At 74.5% G+C, this 14335-nt stretch carries 10 protein-coding genes; 6 read left to right on the plus strand and 4 right to left on the minus strand.

Going from position 1 to position 14335, the window contains the following annotated elements; genetic code table 11:
- Window positions 1–10: 10 nt before the first annotated feature.
- The 5 genes from ACF1AL_RS36555 to ACF1AL_RS36575 all read left to right on the plus strand — a co-directional run bounded on the left by ACF1AL_RS36555 (window position 11) and on the right by ACF1AL_RS36575 (window position 5866).
- Window positions 11–1276, plus strand: a complete 1266-nt coding sequence (locus ACF1AL_RS36555; protein ID WP_391698481.1) for a diacylglycerol/lipid kinase family protein — start codon at window positions 11–13, stop codon at window positions 1274–1276.
- Window positions 1269–1895 carry a phosphatase PAP2 family protein gene (locus ACF1AL_RS36560; RefSeq protein ID WP_391698479.1) on the plus strand — a complete coding sequence of 209 codons (627 nt, stop codon included), beginning with the start codon at window positions 1269–1271 and terminating at the stop codon, window positions 1893–1895. Before ACF1AL_RS36555 ends, ACF1AL_RS36560 begins: the two co-directional genes overlap by 8 nt.
- 445 nt (window positions 1896–2340) lie before the next feature.
- The gene (locus tag ACF1AL_RS36565) at window positions 2341–3648 is read left to right on the plus strand and encodes a uracil-xanthine permease family protein (RefSeq protein WP_391828639.1); all 1308 of its coding nucleotides are present in this window, start codon (window positions 2341–2343) and stop codon (window positions 3646–3648) included.
- 53 nt (window positions 3649–3701) lie between these two features.
- Window positions 3702–5159, plus strand: a complete 1458-nt coding sequence (locus tag ACF1AL_RS36570; protein WP_391828612.1) for an amidohydrolase family protein — start codon at window positions 3702–3704, stop codon at window positions 5157–5159.
- Window positions 5156–5866, plus strand: a complete 711-nt coding sequence (locus tag ACF1AL_RS36575; protein WP_391821904.1) for a TSUP family transporter — start codon at window positions 5156–5158, stop codon at window positions 5864–5866. The genes ACF1AL_RS36570 and ACF1AL_RS36575 overlap by 4 nt, the downstream gene beginning before the upstream one ends.
- A 378-nt stretch (window positions 5867–6244) precedes the next feature.
- On the opposite strand, the gene ACF1AL_RS36580 is transcribed toward ACF1AL_RS36575, so the two are convergent.
- Together ACF1AL_RS36580 and ACF1AL_RS36585 are read right to left on the minus strand one after the other, a co-directional pair.
- Window positions 6245–7288, minus strand: coding sequence for a LacI family DNA-binding transcriptional regulator (locus ACF1AL_RS36580; protein WP_391828614.1), 1044 nt, complete (start codon window positions 7286–7288; stop codon window positions 6245–6247).
- Between the two features lie 130 nt (window positions 7289–7418).
- Window positions 7419–9203, minus strand: a complete 1785-nt coding sequence (locus ACF1AL_RS36585; RefSeq protein WP_391828616.1) for a glycosyltransferase family 2 protein — start codon at window positions 9201–9203, stop codon at window positions 7419–7421.
- A 459-nt stretch (window positions 9204–9662) separates the two neighbouring features.
- On the opposite strand from ACF1AL_RS36585, the gene helR reads away from it, so the two are divergent.
- Entirely contained in the window at window positions 9663–11861 is a 2199-nt protein-coding gene (gene helR / locus ACF1AL_RS36590; RefSeq protein WP_391828618.1) for an RNA polymerase recycling motor ATPase HelR, read from the plus strand.
- Here the strand turns inward: helR and ACF1AL_RS36595 are convergent.
- Both ACF1AL_RS36595 and rox read right to left on the minus strand, forming a co-directional pair.
- Window positions 11842–12711 carry a 4Fe-4S domain-containing protein gene (locus ACF1AL_RS36595; protein ID WP_391828620.1) on the minus strand — a complete coding sequence of 290 codons (870 nt, stop codon included), beginning with the start codon at window positions 12709–12711 and terminating at the stop codon, window positions 11842–11844. The genes helR and ACF1AL_RS36595 overlap by 20 nt on opposite strands.
- 144 nt (window positions 12712–12855) lie before the next feature.
- A complete protein-coding gene (gene rox / locus ACF1AL_RS36600) occupies window positions 12856–14280 on the minus strand; it encodes a rifampin monooxygenase (protein WP_391707110.1) in 1425 nt (474 codons plus the stop codon).
- Window positions 14281–14335: the final 55 nt, after the last annotated feature.

Below are 14335 nucleotides of genomic sequence, written 5' to 3' on the forward strand. Positions count from 1 at the left end.
CGCGGTCGTCGTGCTGCTGGTCACGGTCGGTGGGCGCGGCCTGCTGATCGTCGTGGCGGGGCTCGCCGGCCTGGTGGTGTGCGCCGCCGGCCTGTGGTGGTTCCTGGCACACCGGGGCGCGGTACGGCTGCTGGGGGCGCTGTTCGTGGTGGGCGCGCCGGTCGGTGTGCTCGTCCTCTTCGCGCAGGGCGACCTCTGGCAGACCGCCCTGGCCTCCAGCCTGTGCTGGGCGGCGACCCTGGCCTGTGGCCGGGCGGCCCTGCGCCGGGCGCGCCCCGAACTCCCTCAGCAGGCGACCCCGGCGCGTCCGCCGGCGCGGCCGGTGCTCATCATGAACCCGAAGTCGGGCGGCGGGAAGGTCGGCCGCTTCGGGCTCGCCGAGCGTGCGCGGGAACTCGGCGCACGGGTGATCCTGCTGGACCCGTCCGCCCCGGCGGACGTCGCCGCGCTGGCCCGCGAGGCCGTGGCCGGCGGCGCCGACCTGCTGGGCGTGGCGGGCGGCGACGGCACCCAGGCGCTGGTCGCGGCGGTCGCCGCCGAGCACGACCTGCCGTTCCTCGTGATCAGCGCGGGCACCCGCAACCACTTCGCGCTGGACCTGGGCCTCGACCGCGACGACCCGTCCCGTTGCCTGGACGCGCTCACCGACGGCGAGGAACTGCGCGTCGACCTCGGCGACGTCGCGGGGCGGCCCTTCGTCAACACCGTGTCGTTCGGGGTGTACGCCGACGTCGTGCAGCGCCCCGAGTACCGCGACGACAAGGCGGGCACGGCACTGAGCCTCATGCCGGACCTGCTGGCCGACAAGGCGACGGGCCGGCTGGACGCCCGCGCCGACGACACCGCGCTCTCCTCCCAGCAGGCCCTGCTGATCAGCAACAACCCCTACGCCCCCTCCGACGAACTCGGCGGGGGCGGCCGCCGGATCCGGCTGGACCGCGGGGTGCTCGGCGTGCTCGCCTTCCGGGTGGAGGGCCCCGCCCAGGCGGCGGACCTCGCCCTGTGGGGCTCACGCTCCAAGGGCCTGACCGTCCTGACCTCGCACCGGGTCGAGGTGACCTCCGCCGCGGACGAGATCGCCGTGGCGGTGGACGGCGAGGCGCTGCGGATGCGCACACCGGTCGTGTGCACGCTGCGGCCCGGCGCGCTGCGCGTGCGGGTGCCGCGCGACCGTCCCGGTGTCGTGGTGCCCGCGCCCCCCGTCGACTGGCGGGTGCTGATCGCGCTCGCCCTCGGCCGCACGCCGCGAACACCCGAAGGAGCAGACCATGGCTGACCGCGACACCACCCCGCCCGCCGCACCGGGCGACCCGGCGACGGCCGGGGCCCGGGCCACGGTGACCGCCGTGCTCCGCGACCTGCGCGCGATCGACGGCGCCCTCTACGCGGCCGTGGCCGCCACCCGCACCCCCACGCTGGACCGCACGCTGCGGCGGCTGTCGCACGCGGCCGACCACTCCAAGATCTCGCTGACCGTCGCCGCGGGCCTCGCCCTCGTGCCCGGCCGGCCCCGGCGCGCGGCGCTGGCCGGCGTCGGCGCGGTGGCGCTCGCCTCGGCGGCGGCGAACCTGCTCGGCAAGCGGATGGTGCGCAGGCGGCGGCCGGACCGCGAGCAGGCCCGGGTCAGCGTGGACCGGCACGTGCCCATGCCCCAGTCGGCGTCCTTCCCGTCCGGTCACACGGCGTCGGCGACGGCCTTCGCTACCGCCGTGGGTGTCGTCCTGCCCGCGGCGGCGGTGCCGCTCGGGGCGCTGGCGGTCGCCGTCGGCTACTCCCGCGTGCACACCGGCGTGCACTATCCGGGCGACGTGGCGGCGGGCAGCGTCCTCGGCTTCGCGGCCGCGGCGGCCTCCCTGGCCGTCGTCCAGCGCCCACGGCCGGGCTCCCGGGCGTAGGCGAGCGGTGCGGCTCGCGGGCCTGAGCGGCACCTGGCCACCCGGCTCGCCTGCGTGAGCAGCACCGAGCGGCGCGGCTCGCCGGCGTGAGCGACGCCCAGCCACCCGGCTCGCAGCCTGCGCACCATTGGCGCCCGGGCTGTCGGGTCCGACCGGCACACAGCCACCCGCCTCGTCGCCCGAACGGCACCGACCGTCCGCTCTCCGCAACCTCTTGACTCCCCTCCCCACCCCCCACATACTGGCGGCCAAATCGATTTGGCCAAATCGATTTGGCCGCCGTCCGGGCCCATCGTGAAGGCCGAACTCCGAGCGAGACGACCCCGAAACGGAGTCCCCCGTGTCGCTACGCACCGCTCCCCGCCCCGCCCCGGACCCCGACACCGACGCGCACGCCGAGGCCCGGCGCCGCCATCCCGTCGACACCTACCGGCCGGTCCACCGGATGCTGCTGTTCGGCATCCAGCACGTGCTGGTCATGGCCGCCACCCCGATCTCCAGCGTCTTCCTGGTCAGCGCGACGCTGCACCTCACGCCCGCACTGACCGCCAACCTGCTCTCCGCCGCCTTCGTGCTGTCCGGAATCGGCTCCCTGCTGCAGTCCCTCGGACCGTGGGGCTTCGGCGCGCGCCTGCCGTTCGTCATGCTGCCCGGCGGCGCCCCGCTGGTGCTCTTCCTCTCCATCGCCGACGAGCACGGACTGCGCACGGCCACCGGCGCGGTGATCCTGACGGCGGTCTTCTGCTTCGTCGTCCTGCCGCTGTTCTCCCGGCTGCTGAAGTTCTTCCCGACCCTCGTCATCGGCACGATGATCGTCATCGTCGGGGTGAACCTGGTGAAGGTCGGCGCCCTGCTGATCACCGGGCGGCCCGGCACCAGCGGCTTCGGCGAGCCGCACGCCCTGCTGCTGGGGCTGGCCACGGTGGGCTTCACCGTCGTCGCCTACGCGCTGCTGCGCGGCACGCTGCGCCAGCTCGCCGTGATGCTGGGCCTGCTGGCCGGCACCGCCCTCGCCGCGCTGCTCGGCCGGGTCCACCTGGACGGCGGCAGCGGCGGGCTGCTGCACGCGCCGGCGCTGATGCCTTTTGGCACACCGCAGTTCAACCTGGTCGCGGCGCTGCCCCTGCTGGTCTACAGCCTCGCCTCGATGGCCGAGGCCACCGGCCAGACCGTGGTCAACAGCGAGGCCGTCGGCCTGCGGCCCGACGCCCGCCGGGACGCGCCCCGCACGATCCGCGGCGACGCCGTCGTCTCGCTGGCCGGCGGCTTCTTCGGCCTGCCCCTGATGGTCACCAGCGGCGAGAACATCGGCATCGTCAAGCTCACCGGCGTACGCAGCCGCTTCGTCACGGTGGCCGCCGGACTCGTCCTCATCGCGATCGGCTTCCTCGCGCCCGTGGCCCGCCTGGTCAACGCCATCCCGGCGCCCGTGGTCGGCGGCACCGCCCTGGTCGTCTTCGGCGTCATCACCGTGCTCGGCGTCCAACTGCTCGGCCGCGCCGGGCTGGACGACCACACCGACACCTTCATCGTCGCCGTCGCGCTGGCCGCCGGCCTGCTGCCGATCCTGCTGCCCGGCGTGTACGGGCAGCTGCCGCCGACCCCGCGCATCCTGCTGGAGAGCGGCGTCGCCGTCGGGGCGTTCACGGCGGCCCTGCTGCACGCGCTCTTCCACCGCACGCCGTGGGTCTCCCGCCCGGCGAAGGCATCGGCACCTCCTGCGGCCGAGCCGCTCGCGGAGCCCCAGACCTGACGGCCCATCAGAGACCTGTCCTCCCACCGCAAGATCCCCGAGACAAGGACGCCATGCACTCCCTGCCCCTTCCCGGCCCCGGCCCGCTGCTGCGCGACGACGGTCCGCTGCTGCTGGTCCCCGACACCGTGCTGCTCCCCGACGGCCCCGCGCAGGACCACGCCGTCGTCGTGGACGGCACCGCCTTCACCGACGTGGGACCGGCCGCGCGCGTCCTGCGCGACCACCCCGCACTCGCTCCGCTGCGGCTGCCCGGCTGCGCGCTGCTGCCCGGCTTCGTCGACGCCCACCACCATCTCACCCAGAGCTTCGGCGCCGCCCTGGCCTTCGGTGAGCCATCGGAGATCTTCCGCCGGGTGTGGGTACCGCTGGAGGGCGCGCTCGACGAGGAGTCGGCGTACGTGGCGGCCAAACTGGCCGCCTGGGAGGCGCTGCGCGGCGGTTTCACCACGGTCGCGGACGCCGGCACCCGTGCTCCCGTCGACGTCGAGGCGGTGGCGGGCGCCGCGCGCGACACGGGGCTGCGCTGCGTGCTCGGCGTGATCTGCAACGACGCCGGGGAGGACGCCGTGGACGACGTCCTCGCCCGGGCGGGCAAGCACCTCGCCCGCTATGCGAGCGACCCGCTGGTGCACCCCTCGCTCGCCGTCTCCATCCCGGAGGCGGCGACCGAGCAGACCCTCGCGGACGTGGCCCGCCTCGCCGCCGAGGCCGGCGCGGTCCTGCAGATCCACGTCAACGAGCACCTCGCCGCGGTCGAACGCTCTCTCGTACGGCACGGACTGCGCCCGCTGGAGCATCTGCACCGCCTGGGCGTGCTCGGCCCGCACCTGCTCGCCGCCCACGCCACCCTGCTGACGCCGCGTGAGCTGGGCCTGCTGCGCGACACCGGCACCGCCGTCAGCTACAACCCCGTGGCCAGCGCCTGGAAGGGCAACGCGGTCGCGCCCGCGCTGCTCATGGCCGAGGAGGGCATCCGCTTCGGCCTCGGCACCGACGGCACCCGGGGCGACGCCTTCCGGCTGCTGGACGCCGCCGAGACCGCCCAGCGCCTCACCCACGGTCTGGCGACCGGCGACTCCTCCTGCGGCGGCGGCTGGACCTGGCTCGACCACGGCACGCGGCTCGGCGCCGACGCGGTCGGGCTCGGCACGGGCTCCGGGGTCGCCGGGGTCCGCACCGGTGCGGTCGCCGTCGGCTCCGCCGCCGACTTCCTGCTCGTCGACCTCACCGTCCCCGAGCTGTGCCCCTCGCACGACCTGCCCTGGGAGCTGCTGCGGCGCGGCAACCGCGACCAGATCACCGCCGTGTTCACGGCCGGGCGGCTGCGGCTGTGGCAGGGCTGGCCACCGGACTGGGACGGCCGGGCCCTGCTGGCGAAGGCCCGCGAACTCGCCCACGACGTGGTGCGGCGCGCGCCGATCGTACGGGTGCACCGGCCCGCCGCCGAGGCCGCGACGGCCGGGCGATCCGCCCTGCACGCGGCCGGCGCGCGGGGGGTGAGCGCGTGAGCGGCGACACCCTCGCCCTGCTCGCCGTGACCGTGGCCGTCGCCGCGTTCGTGCAGGGCGCCAGCGGTCTCGGCTACGCCCTCATCGTCGCGCCGGTCGCCGGCATCGCGGACCCGGGGCTGCTGCCGGTCTTCCTGCTCGCGTCGATGATCCCGCTGAACCTGTACGTGGCCTGGCGGGAGCGGTTCAGCATCGATCTGCGCGGCGCCGGCTGGATCACGGGGGCCCGGCTGGCGGCCACCCCGGCGGGGCTGGTACTGCTCGCAGCCGTCCCCGAGCACGACCTCGGCCTGCTGGTCGGCGTCGCGACGGTGCTCGCGGCGCTGGTGAGCCTTGCCGCGCCCGCGTTCGCGCCGGGGCGTGTGGCCTACGTCGGGGCCGGTCTGGTCACCGGGATCACCGAGACGGCCACCGGGGTGGGCGGGCCGCCGCTCGCGCTGGTGTACCAGCACCGGCCGCCGCCGGAGCTGCGTGCCACGGTCGCCGTGTGCTTCCTGCTCGGCGAGGCCGCGTCCCTGGTGCTGATGTTCTTCACGGGACGCGGGCACCTGGACCATCTGGGCACGGCGCTGTGGATGCTGCCCGCACTGGCCGCCGGCGCGGGGCTGAGCAGGCTGGTGCACCACCGTCTCGACGCGCGGCGCCTCCGGCTGGGGGTGCTGGTGTTCGCGCTGGTGTCGGGGCTGGTGCTGATCCTGGGGATCTGACCCTGGCGAGGCACTGGCGTGGGGCTGCGGGGGGGTCTGCCGGGGGCGGTTGGCCTTCGGGTGCGGGGGCGTGGGGGCTGGTCGCGCAGTTCCCCGCGCCCCCACTGGCGTGGGGCTGAGCAGACATCTGCCGGGGGCGGTTGGCTTTCGGGTGCGGGCCGTGGGCGGCTGGTCGTGCAGTTCCCCGCGCCCCTACTGCGTGGGGCTACGCGGGCGGAGTTGTGCGGGCCGTCGGGCTTCCTCCGGTCGCGTCTGCCCGGTTCCCGAGTCCTTCCGGGTGCGGGTTGTGGGCGGCTGGGCGCGCAGTTCCCCGCGCCCCTGCCGGCGTGGGGGTGAGCGGGCGGAGTTTCGTGGGCCCGGGGCGCCTGCTGCGTGGGGTCAGTGGGGGCGGGTTGATGAGGGGCGGGGGATCAGGCGGGGGGACGGCAGGGTGGGGGGCAGGGGGCGATCGGTGGGGGTGCCGGGGAGTTGGCCGAGGAGGAGGTCCAGGGCCTGGGCGGCGGCCTGTTCCAGGTGGAGGTCCACCGCGGTCAGCGGGGGGACGCAGGTCCGGGCGCGCAGGCCGTCGTAGCGGGTGGCGACGAGGACGTCGTCGGGGACCGCGCGGCCGCTGTCGTGCAGGGCGCGCACGGCGCCGACGGCGAAGGCGTCGACCATCACGCACAGCGCGTCGAGGTCCGGGTGCGCGCGCAGGAGCGTGGCGCACGCCTCGTACCCCGCCTCTTCGCCGCCTGACTCCTCGGCGACGGCCGTCACCGGCGGCCAGCCGTGCCGCGCGGCGGCGCGCGCGTAGGCGGTCCGCGCGTCCACGGCGGAGGAGCGGGTGCCGGGCGCGGTGATCAGGGCGGGGCGCCGGGCGCCCTGGTCGGCCAGATGGTCCAGCAGCAGCTCGGTGACCGCCTCGCCGTTGAGGTCGACGTACGGCGCCTCGGTGGCGTCGGGCACCGGCCGGCCCAACGCCACCCAGGGCAGGCCCCGTTCGCGCAGCCCGGCGACCACGGGGTCGTCCTCCCGAGGCTCCACCACGATCGCCCCGTCGACGTCGACCGTGCGCAGCCCGGCACCGGACTCCCCCGGCGGCAGCAGCACCAGCGCGAAGCCGTGCGCGAGGGCGTGCTCGGCGGCGGCCGCGGCGACCTCCATGTAGAAGCCCAGCCGGGACGGCCCGCCGGCCACGGCGAGCGGCATCGAGGACAGCAGGGCGATGGCCCGGGCCTCGCCGCGCCGCAGCCGCTGGGCCCGCAGGTTGGGTCGGTAACCCAGCTCCTGGGCGACCTGCTTGACGCGCTCGCGGGTGCGGGGGTCGACCTTGCCCAGACCGTTGAGCGCGTGCGAGACGGTGGTCCGTGACACGCCGGCGGCGCGCGCCACATCGGCGATCGTCGGCTGACGGGACGCGGAACCCGGGCGGGGAGCGGTCATCGGCGGCTGTTCTCCTCGTGCGCTGCGTGCCGCCAGTCTCCCGGATGGCCCGCCCCCGCTCCACGCCGCCTCCCCGGAAGCGGTGGCCACCGCCTCAGGCGGGTCCCCCGGGCCGGGGGACCCGCCACGGCTACGTGAGCCGGGCGCGCAGCGCGCGGGCGGCCTTGCCGGTGATGCTGAAGGCGTAGGCGGTGACCGCCGAGGGGGCCGGGACCAGTTGCAGCACCAGGTGCTTGTCGTCGGGGCGGAGGCGGGCGGTGTGCACGCGCTTGCCGTCGCGGGGCAGGGTGACCGCGTGCGGGCCGCGCCGACCGACGCCGTTGCCGAGCGCCGCGCCGAGGGCACCGCGCGCGGTCAGGCCGTGGGCGGTGCAGCGCAGCGACAGATGCCAGTTCCCCGACGCGAGGGGCCTGCCGTCGTCGGCGGTGGCGAGGTCGACGCGGACACGGAAGCAGGCCCGCCCGTAGTCGTACGTCTCCTTGCCGCGGGCGACGGTCAGGTGCGGGGAGGGCACCTGTTCGCAGCGGACGGCGATCTCCCGGCCGCTGCGGGTGTGGCGCAGCACGAGTTCGGTGACCAGGTCGTCGGTGTCGACCTGGTCGAGGTAGCCGTAGCCGCCCAGTTCGAGGACGCTGCCCTGCCACACGAGGTGGTCGACCCGGCGGCGCGGGCTGACCCGCAGCGCGTCGGAGGTGATGTCGCACAGCTCCTCGTACGCGGGTGTGTCGGGGGCCGGGTACGGCGGCACGGCGTACAGCTTGCCGTTGCGGGTGAGGGCCTTGCCGGGGCGGCCGGCCAGCTCCCACTCGACGACGGCGGCGAGTTCGTCGGCCCGTCCCTCGCGCAGGCAGTGGGCGACGAGCCGCTCGTGGAGGTCCAGCTTGGCCACGACGGCGGGGGTGACCCACTTCTCGGCGTACGGACGCGCCAGCTCGACCAGTTCCCGGCGCGTGCCGGCGTCGGCCTCGGCGTAACGGTCGTCGAAGCGGCGCAGCATCTCCACCCGGACGTGACGGGTGATCAGGTGATCGCGCAGCGGGCCCGGTTCGGTCATGCCGGTGACCAGGGCCACCATCTCGTCGGCCTGCTCCAGCGTGGTGCGCAGCTCCAGGCCGCCCGCGGTGATGTTGCCGTCGTCGCCCCGCTTGACGACGTAGTAGCAGTCGTAGTCGCCGACGATCGAGATGACCTTGGCGTGCAGATAGGCGCGGGCGACGAAGTGCTGGTCCTCGCTGATGCGCATGTGCTCGGGGAAGCGGATCCCGTGTTCTTCGAGCAGGCTGCGCCGGAACAGCTTGAACGGCATCAGCGTGTAGTAGACGTCGCCCTTCGACAGGTCGGCCTTGTCGACGTTCTTGGCGAACACCTGCCGCGGGACGCGCCGTCCGACGCCGACCAGCTTGGCGAGGACGACGTCGGAGGTGTTGCGCTCCGCCATCGCCACCAGCCGTTCCAGCGCCTCGGGGCCCAGGCAGTCGTCGCCGTCGAGGAAGAAGACGTAGGTGCCGGTGGCGTGGTCGAGTCCGACGTTGCGCGGGCGGCTCGGGCCGCCCGAGGCCTCCTGGTGGACGACCTTCATCCGCCAGGGCTTCTCCTTCGCCCAGGCCTCCAGCCGCTCCCCGCTGCCGTCGGTGCTGCCGTCGTTCACGGCGACGATTTCCAGCGCGTCCAGCCCGATCGACTGCTGTGCGACCGAGGCGAGCGTCTGCTCCAAATAGGGCAAAGCGTTATAAACCGGTATCACAACAGACACCAGTGGTGTGTGCGATCTCTTCATGGATTCCCCCCCATGCAGATCCTGTACATGAAGATCATATGAAAAACACCGAGGCCTCTTGTCGCTTCGGTCGGCATACGCCCTGATCAGGCCCCCCACGTGCCCTTTCACGAGGCGAGCATAAGTGACGGATGCCATGGAAAGTCCGCAACCATCCGAGGATACGGCGGAGTGTCAGGGTCCGGTTGAGGCTCGGGGGGCGCGTGGGAGTGCGCTGCGGTGCGTGACGGTGGTGAACGGCGACCGCGCGCCGTAAGGAGGCGCACCGCGCCCTCATCGGGGAGGGGCCGCGCCCTCGGGAAGCAGCGGGACGCCGGCCGGAAAAGAAAAAGGGAAAGGAGGCAACCCGCTCCTTTCCACTCTCAACCTATAGCGCACCGGGGGGCTTGCCGCAAGGCCCCCGTCGTGGCGCACAATCAACGGCCGAAGCCAGATCCGGCCGCTATGGGGGGAGTCGCGCAGTGCGTATGCCGTTATGCCGGTATGCGCCGCCCCCTCCGGACGTTCCCGGTTCTCCCGGCGGCGGCCACCGCCCCCGCCGCCCGACCGCACTGACGCCTGCCCCGGCCGTACCCGGCCCGTGAACGGAGCGATGTCTTGACCCCCACCCCTGTGACCGCCGGTGCCTTCGACCTGCCCGAGCGGCTGGCCGCCAAGGCCGATCCGGCGTTGATCGGCGACGACGAGCGGCACTTCGCCGCCCTGGCCACGTGTCTGGAGCAGTCCATCGCCGAGGTTTCCGAGCGTCTCGCCGCCGCCCGCAGGGCGCCCGGCGGGATCGGCCGGCACGCCATGGACCGCGATACCGAGATCCACCGGCTGACCGCCCGTCTGCGCACCCTGCGCCGCTTCGGCCTGGACCTGTGCCTCGGCCGCATGGTCGGCGCGGACGGCGGCGAGCCGCTGTACGTGGGACGGCTCGGGCTGACCGACGCCTCGGGCCGCCGGCTGCTGCTGGACTGGCGCTCCCCCGCCGCCGAGCCGTTCTTCGGCGCCACGCACGCCGACCCGATGGGCCTGGCCAGCCGCCGCAGATACCGCTGGACCGACGGCCGGATCACCGACTACTGGGACGAGGTGTTCCACACCGACGGGCTGGAGCACCACGCCGCGCTCGACGACCAGTCCGCCTTCCTCGCGAGCCTGGGCGGCAGCCGGTCGCCGCGGATGCGGGACGTGCTCGGCACCATCCAGGCCGACCAGAACGCCGTGATCCGGGCGGGTTCGCGCGGCGCGCTCGTCGTCGACGGCGGTCCGGGCACCGGCAAGACGGTCGTCGCGCTGCACCGCTCCGCCTACCTGCTGCACTCCGACCCGCGCCTGGGTCACCGCAGGGGCGGCGTGCTGTTCGTCGGCCCGCACCGGCCCTATCTCGCCTACGTCTCCGACGTCCTGCCGAGCCTCGGCGAGGAGGGCGTGCAGACCTGCGTCCTGCGGGACCTGGTCGCCGAGGGGGCGACGGCCGCACCCGAGACCGACCCGGAGGTGGACCGGCTGAAGTCGTCCGCCGACATGGTGCGGGCGATCGAGACGGCCGTCCGCTTCTACGAGGAGCCGCCGGCCACGACGCTGACCGTCACGACGCCCTGGTCCGATCTGCGGGTCACCGCGCGCGACTGGGCGGCGGCCTTCGACGCGGCCGAGCCCGGCTCCCCCCACAACGAGGCCCGTGACCAGGTCTTCGACGAGCTGGTCACGATCCTGGTGGACCAGTACGACGGCGACGCCTCCGCCGAGCAGCTGCGCGGCTGGCTGCGCCGGGACCGCGAGCTGCGTACGGCCTTCCACCGGGCGTGGCCGCTGCTCGACGCCGCCGATCTCGTCGCCGACCTGTGGTCGGTGCCCGCCTATCTGCGGATGTGCGCGCCCTGGCTGAGCCGTGACGAGGTGCGCCTGCTGCAGCGCGCCGACCCGCGCGCCTGGACGGTCGCCGACCTGCCGCTGCTGGACGCGGCACGGCAGCGGCTCGCCGATCCCGAGGCGGCGCGGCGCAGGCAGCGGCACGAGGCCGTCCTCGCCGCGCAGCGCGAGCGGATGACGCAGGTCGTGGACAACCTGATCGCGGCCGTGGCCGACTCCGGCGCCGACGGGGACGACGGGGAGGGCCTGGTGCGGATGCTGCGCGGCGAGGACGCCCGGGTCAGCCTGGTCGACGAGTCCGAGCTGGAGCCCGCCGACCCGGACCTGCTCGCCGGGCCGTTCGCGCACATCGTGGTGGACGAGGCGCAGGAACTGACCGACGCCGAGTGGCAGATGCTGCTCTCGCGCTGCCCGTCGCGCAGCTTCACCATCGTCGGGGACCGTGCCCAGGCCCGGCACGGCTTCACGGAGTCCTGGCGGGAGCGGCTGGAGCGGGTCGGGTTCGACCGGATCGAACTGGCCTCCCTCACCCTCAACTACCGTACGCCGCAGGAGATCATGGCCGAGGCCGAGCCGGTGATCCGGGCCGCGCTGCCGGACGCCAACGTGCCGGTGTCCGTCCGCAGCAACGGCCTGCCCGTCGTGCACGGCTCCGTCGCCGACATGTCCTCGGTCCTCGACACCTGGCTGGCCACGCATCCCGAGGGCATCGCCTGCGTGATCGGCGATCCCTCCTTCGCCGAGCGGCCGCGCGTGCGGTCGCTGACCCCTCAGCTGGCGAAGGGCCTGGAGTTCGACCTGGTCGTGCTGGTCGAGCCGGAGGCGTTCGGCACGGGGGTCACCGGGGCGGTCGACCGCTATGTCGCGATGACCCGGGCCACCGGGCAGCTCGTCGTCCTCACCGGCTCCCGCCCCGTCACCAGCGCACGGCGGTGAAGTCGACGGGCCGGGGCCGCAGCAGGCGGGTGCGCTCGGCCAGGGCCCGCAGCCGGCGGGACATCTCGTCGGCCGGCAGACGCCGCCGGTCGCCGTGGCCGGGCAGCACCCACTCGAAGCGCAGCCGGCCCGCCGTCCTGGCCAGGGAGGCGGCCAGCTCCTCGATGGAGTACCAGGTCACGCTCTCCGCGACCTCCAGGTCGCCGGTGGTGCGCGACCAGTAGAAGCTGTCGCCGCTGAAGCAGTACCGGTCGTCGGCGAGGTACAGCACGCTGCCCCGGGTGTGCCCCGGCAGCGGGTGCACGGTCACCCCCGGGCCGATCTGCCGGGGCTCGCGTCCGCGCACCACCTGGTCGGCGTCCGGCGCGGCGTCCAGGTCGCCCTCGTGGATCCACAGCCGCGCGCCGAAGTGGTCGGCGTAGCGCCGGCCGTGCGCGGCGTGGTCGCGGTGGGTGAGCAGTACGTCCGTGACCGGGCCGAACTGCGTGTACCGGTCGGCCAGCCGGCGGCTCCAGCGCGGGGTGTCGACCATCATCGCCGTGCCGGACGGCCGCAGCAGCAGATAGGAGTTGGCCCCGGCGGTGCGGGTGGAGTTGTGGCCGCAGATCAGCACGCCGTCGTCCAGGGCCATCGGGAACGGGTCGAGCGCCGGGTCCGGCGGACCGGACACGGGGCGGATGGAGCGGGTGTGGCAGGCGAAGACGGCGGCGTGTAAGCGCCGCGCCTCGGTTTCGCCGTCCGGCAGGCGCACGATCCTCGACCTGCCGTCGTGCTCGTCGATCAGTTCGGGGGCGAACTGCCGGGCCACATCGCAGTTGGTGCAGCGGTCGTCCACGTACCAGCCGTCCATGGCGGGACTCCTCTCACGGGTGACGGCCCCCGGGGACGGGGGCCGTACCAGGGATATCCCGTGTGCGGACGGAAACGGTAGGCCCGCCCGGTCTTGTGTTCGCGCGCTGGTGGCGCTCTCCCGGGCCGTGCCGTCGGAGCCCGCTCAGCCGGCGGCGGCCCCGAACCACGTCCGCAGCGGGCCGAGCAGGTCCTGCTGGTCCTCGCCGGCCCACGCGACATGGCCGTCGGGCCGCAGCAGCACCGCCGGGACGTCCAGTTCCTCGCTGACGTCGACGACGTGGTCGACCCGGTCCGCCCAGCCGGCCACGGACAGGGTGCCCGTCTGGTCCAGCAGCAGCCCGCGCCCCTGGTGCGTGAGGTCGTACAGGCGGCCCCGCTTCAGCCGTACGTCCCGCAGCCGGCGGCCGACCAGGTCGTGGTCCCCGCCGAGGTCGTAGCGGACGCCGATCGCGAAGGCCGTCTCGGTCATGTAGCGGTTGACCTCGTCGAAGTCCATCAGCCTCGACAGCAGTGCGCGCAGCGCGACCGCCCCCGGCTCGGTGCCGAGCAGGGTCATCTGGGCGCGGGTGTTGTCGAGCACGGCGGCGCCCACCGGGTGCCGTTCGGCGTGGTAGCTGTCCAGCAGGCCCTCGGGCGCCCAGCCGTTCACCGCGGCGGCCAGCTTCCAGCCGAGGTTGAAGGCGTCCTGGATGCCGACGTTGAGTCCCTGACCGCCGGTCGGCGGGTGGATGTGGGCGGCGTCCCCGGCGAGGAAGACCCGGCCGACCCGGTAGTGCTCGGCCTGCCGGGTGGCGTCCCCGAACCGGGACAGCCAGCGCGGCGAGTGCACCCCGAAGTCGGTGCCGGCGACGGCCCGCAGCTGCGCCCGGAACTCCTCCAGGGTGGGCGGCGCCCCGTCCTGCGACACCTCGGCCGCGGGCACACCGACGCGGTACGTCCCGTCGCCGTTGGGGATGACGCCGAATCGCAGCTGCGTCTTGCGCACTTCCGTCACGACGGCGGTGACAGTGTCCTGATCGGCCGTCATCTCCAGGTCGCCGAGCAGCGTCTCGACCGTGGCGGGCTCGCCGGGGAAGGCGACGCCGAGCTGCCGGCGCACCGTGCTGCGGCCGCCGTCGCAGCCGGCCAGGTAGCGGGAGCGCAGCCGCGTGCCGTCCGCCAGCTCGACCTCCACGCCGTCCGGGTCCTGGCGCACGCCGGTCACCTCGCAGCCGAGCCGGATCTCGGCGCCGAGTTCGAGCGCCCGCTCGCGCAGCAGCCGCTCGGTGACCGGCTGCAGGGTGGACAGGCCGTAGGGGTGCGCCGTGTCCACGTGCGCCGGCCATTCCTTGTGGATGCCCCCGAAGAAGCCGCCGACCTGGAACTTCTCGCCGACGGCGAGGAACCGGTCGAGCAGGCCGCGCTGGTCCATCATCTCGACGCTGCGCACGTGCAGGCCGCGGCCGCGGGACTCCGCGGTCGGCGCGGTCAGTTTCTCCAGCACGACGACGTGGACGCCGTGCAGCCGCAGCTCGCAGGCGAGCATCAGGCCGGTCGGTCCGCCGCCGGCGATGAGCACATCGATCACTACAGGTCCCCGTTTCCGCAGGTGGTCGCTTCGATAGGCGATTGTCCGGGACGAC

Origin of the sequence: Streptomyces sp. NPDC014801 (assembly GCF_043082085.1) — a bacterium.
Lineage (GTDB): Bacteria > Actinomycetota > Actinomycetes > Streptomycetales > Streptomycetaceae > Streptomyces.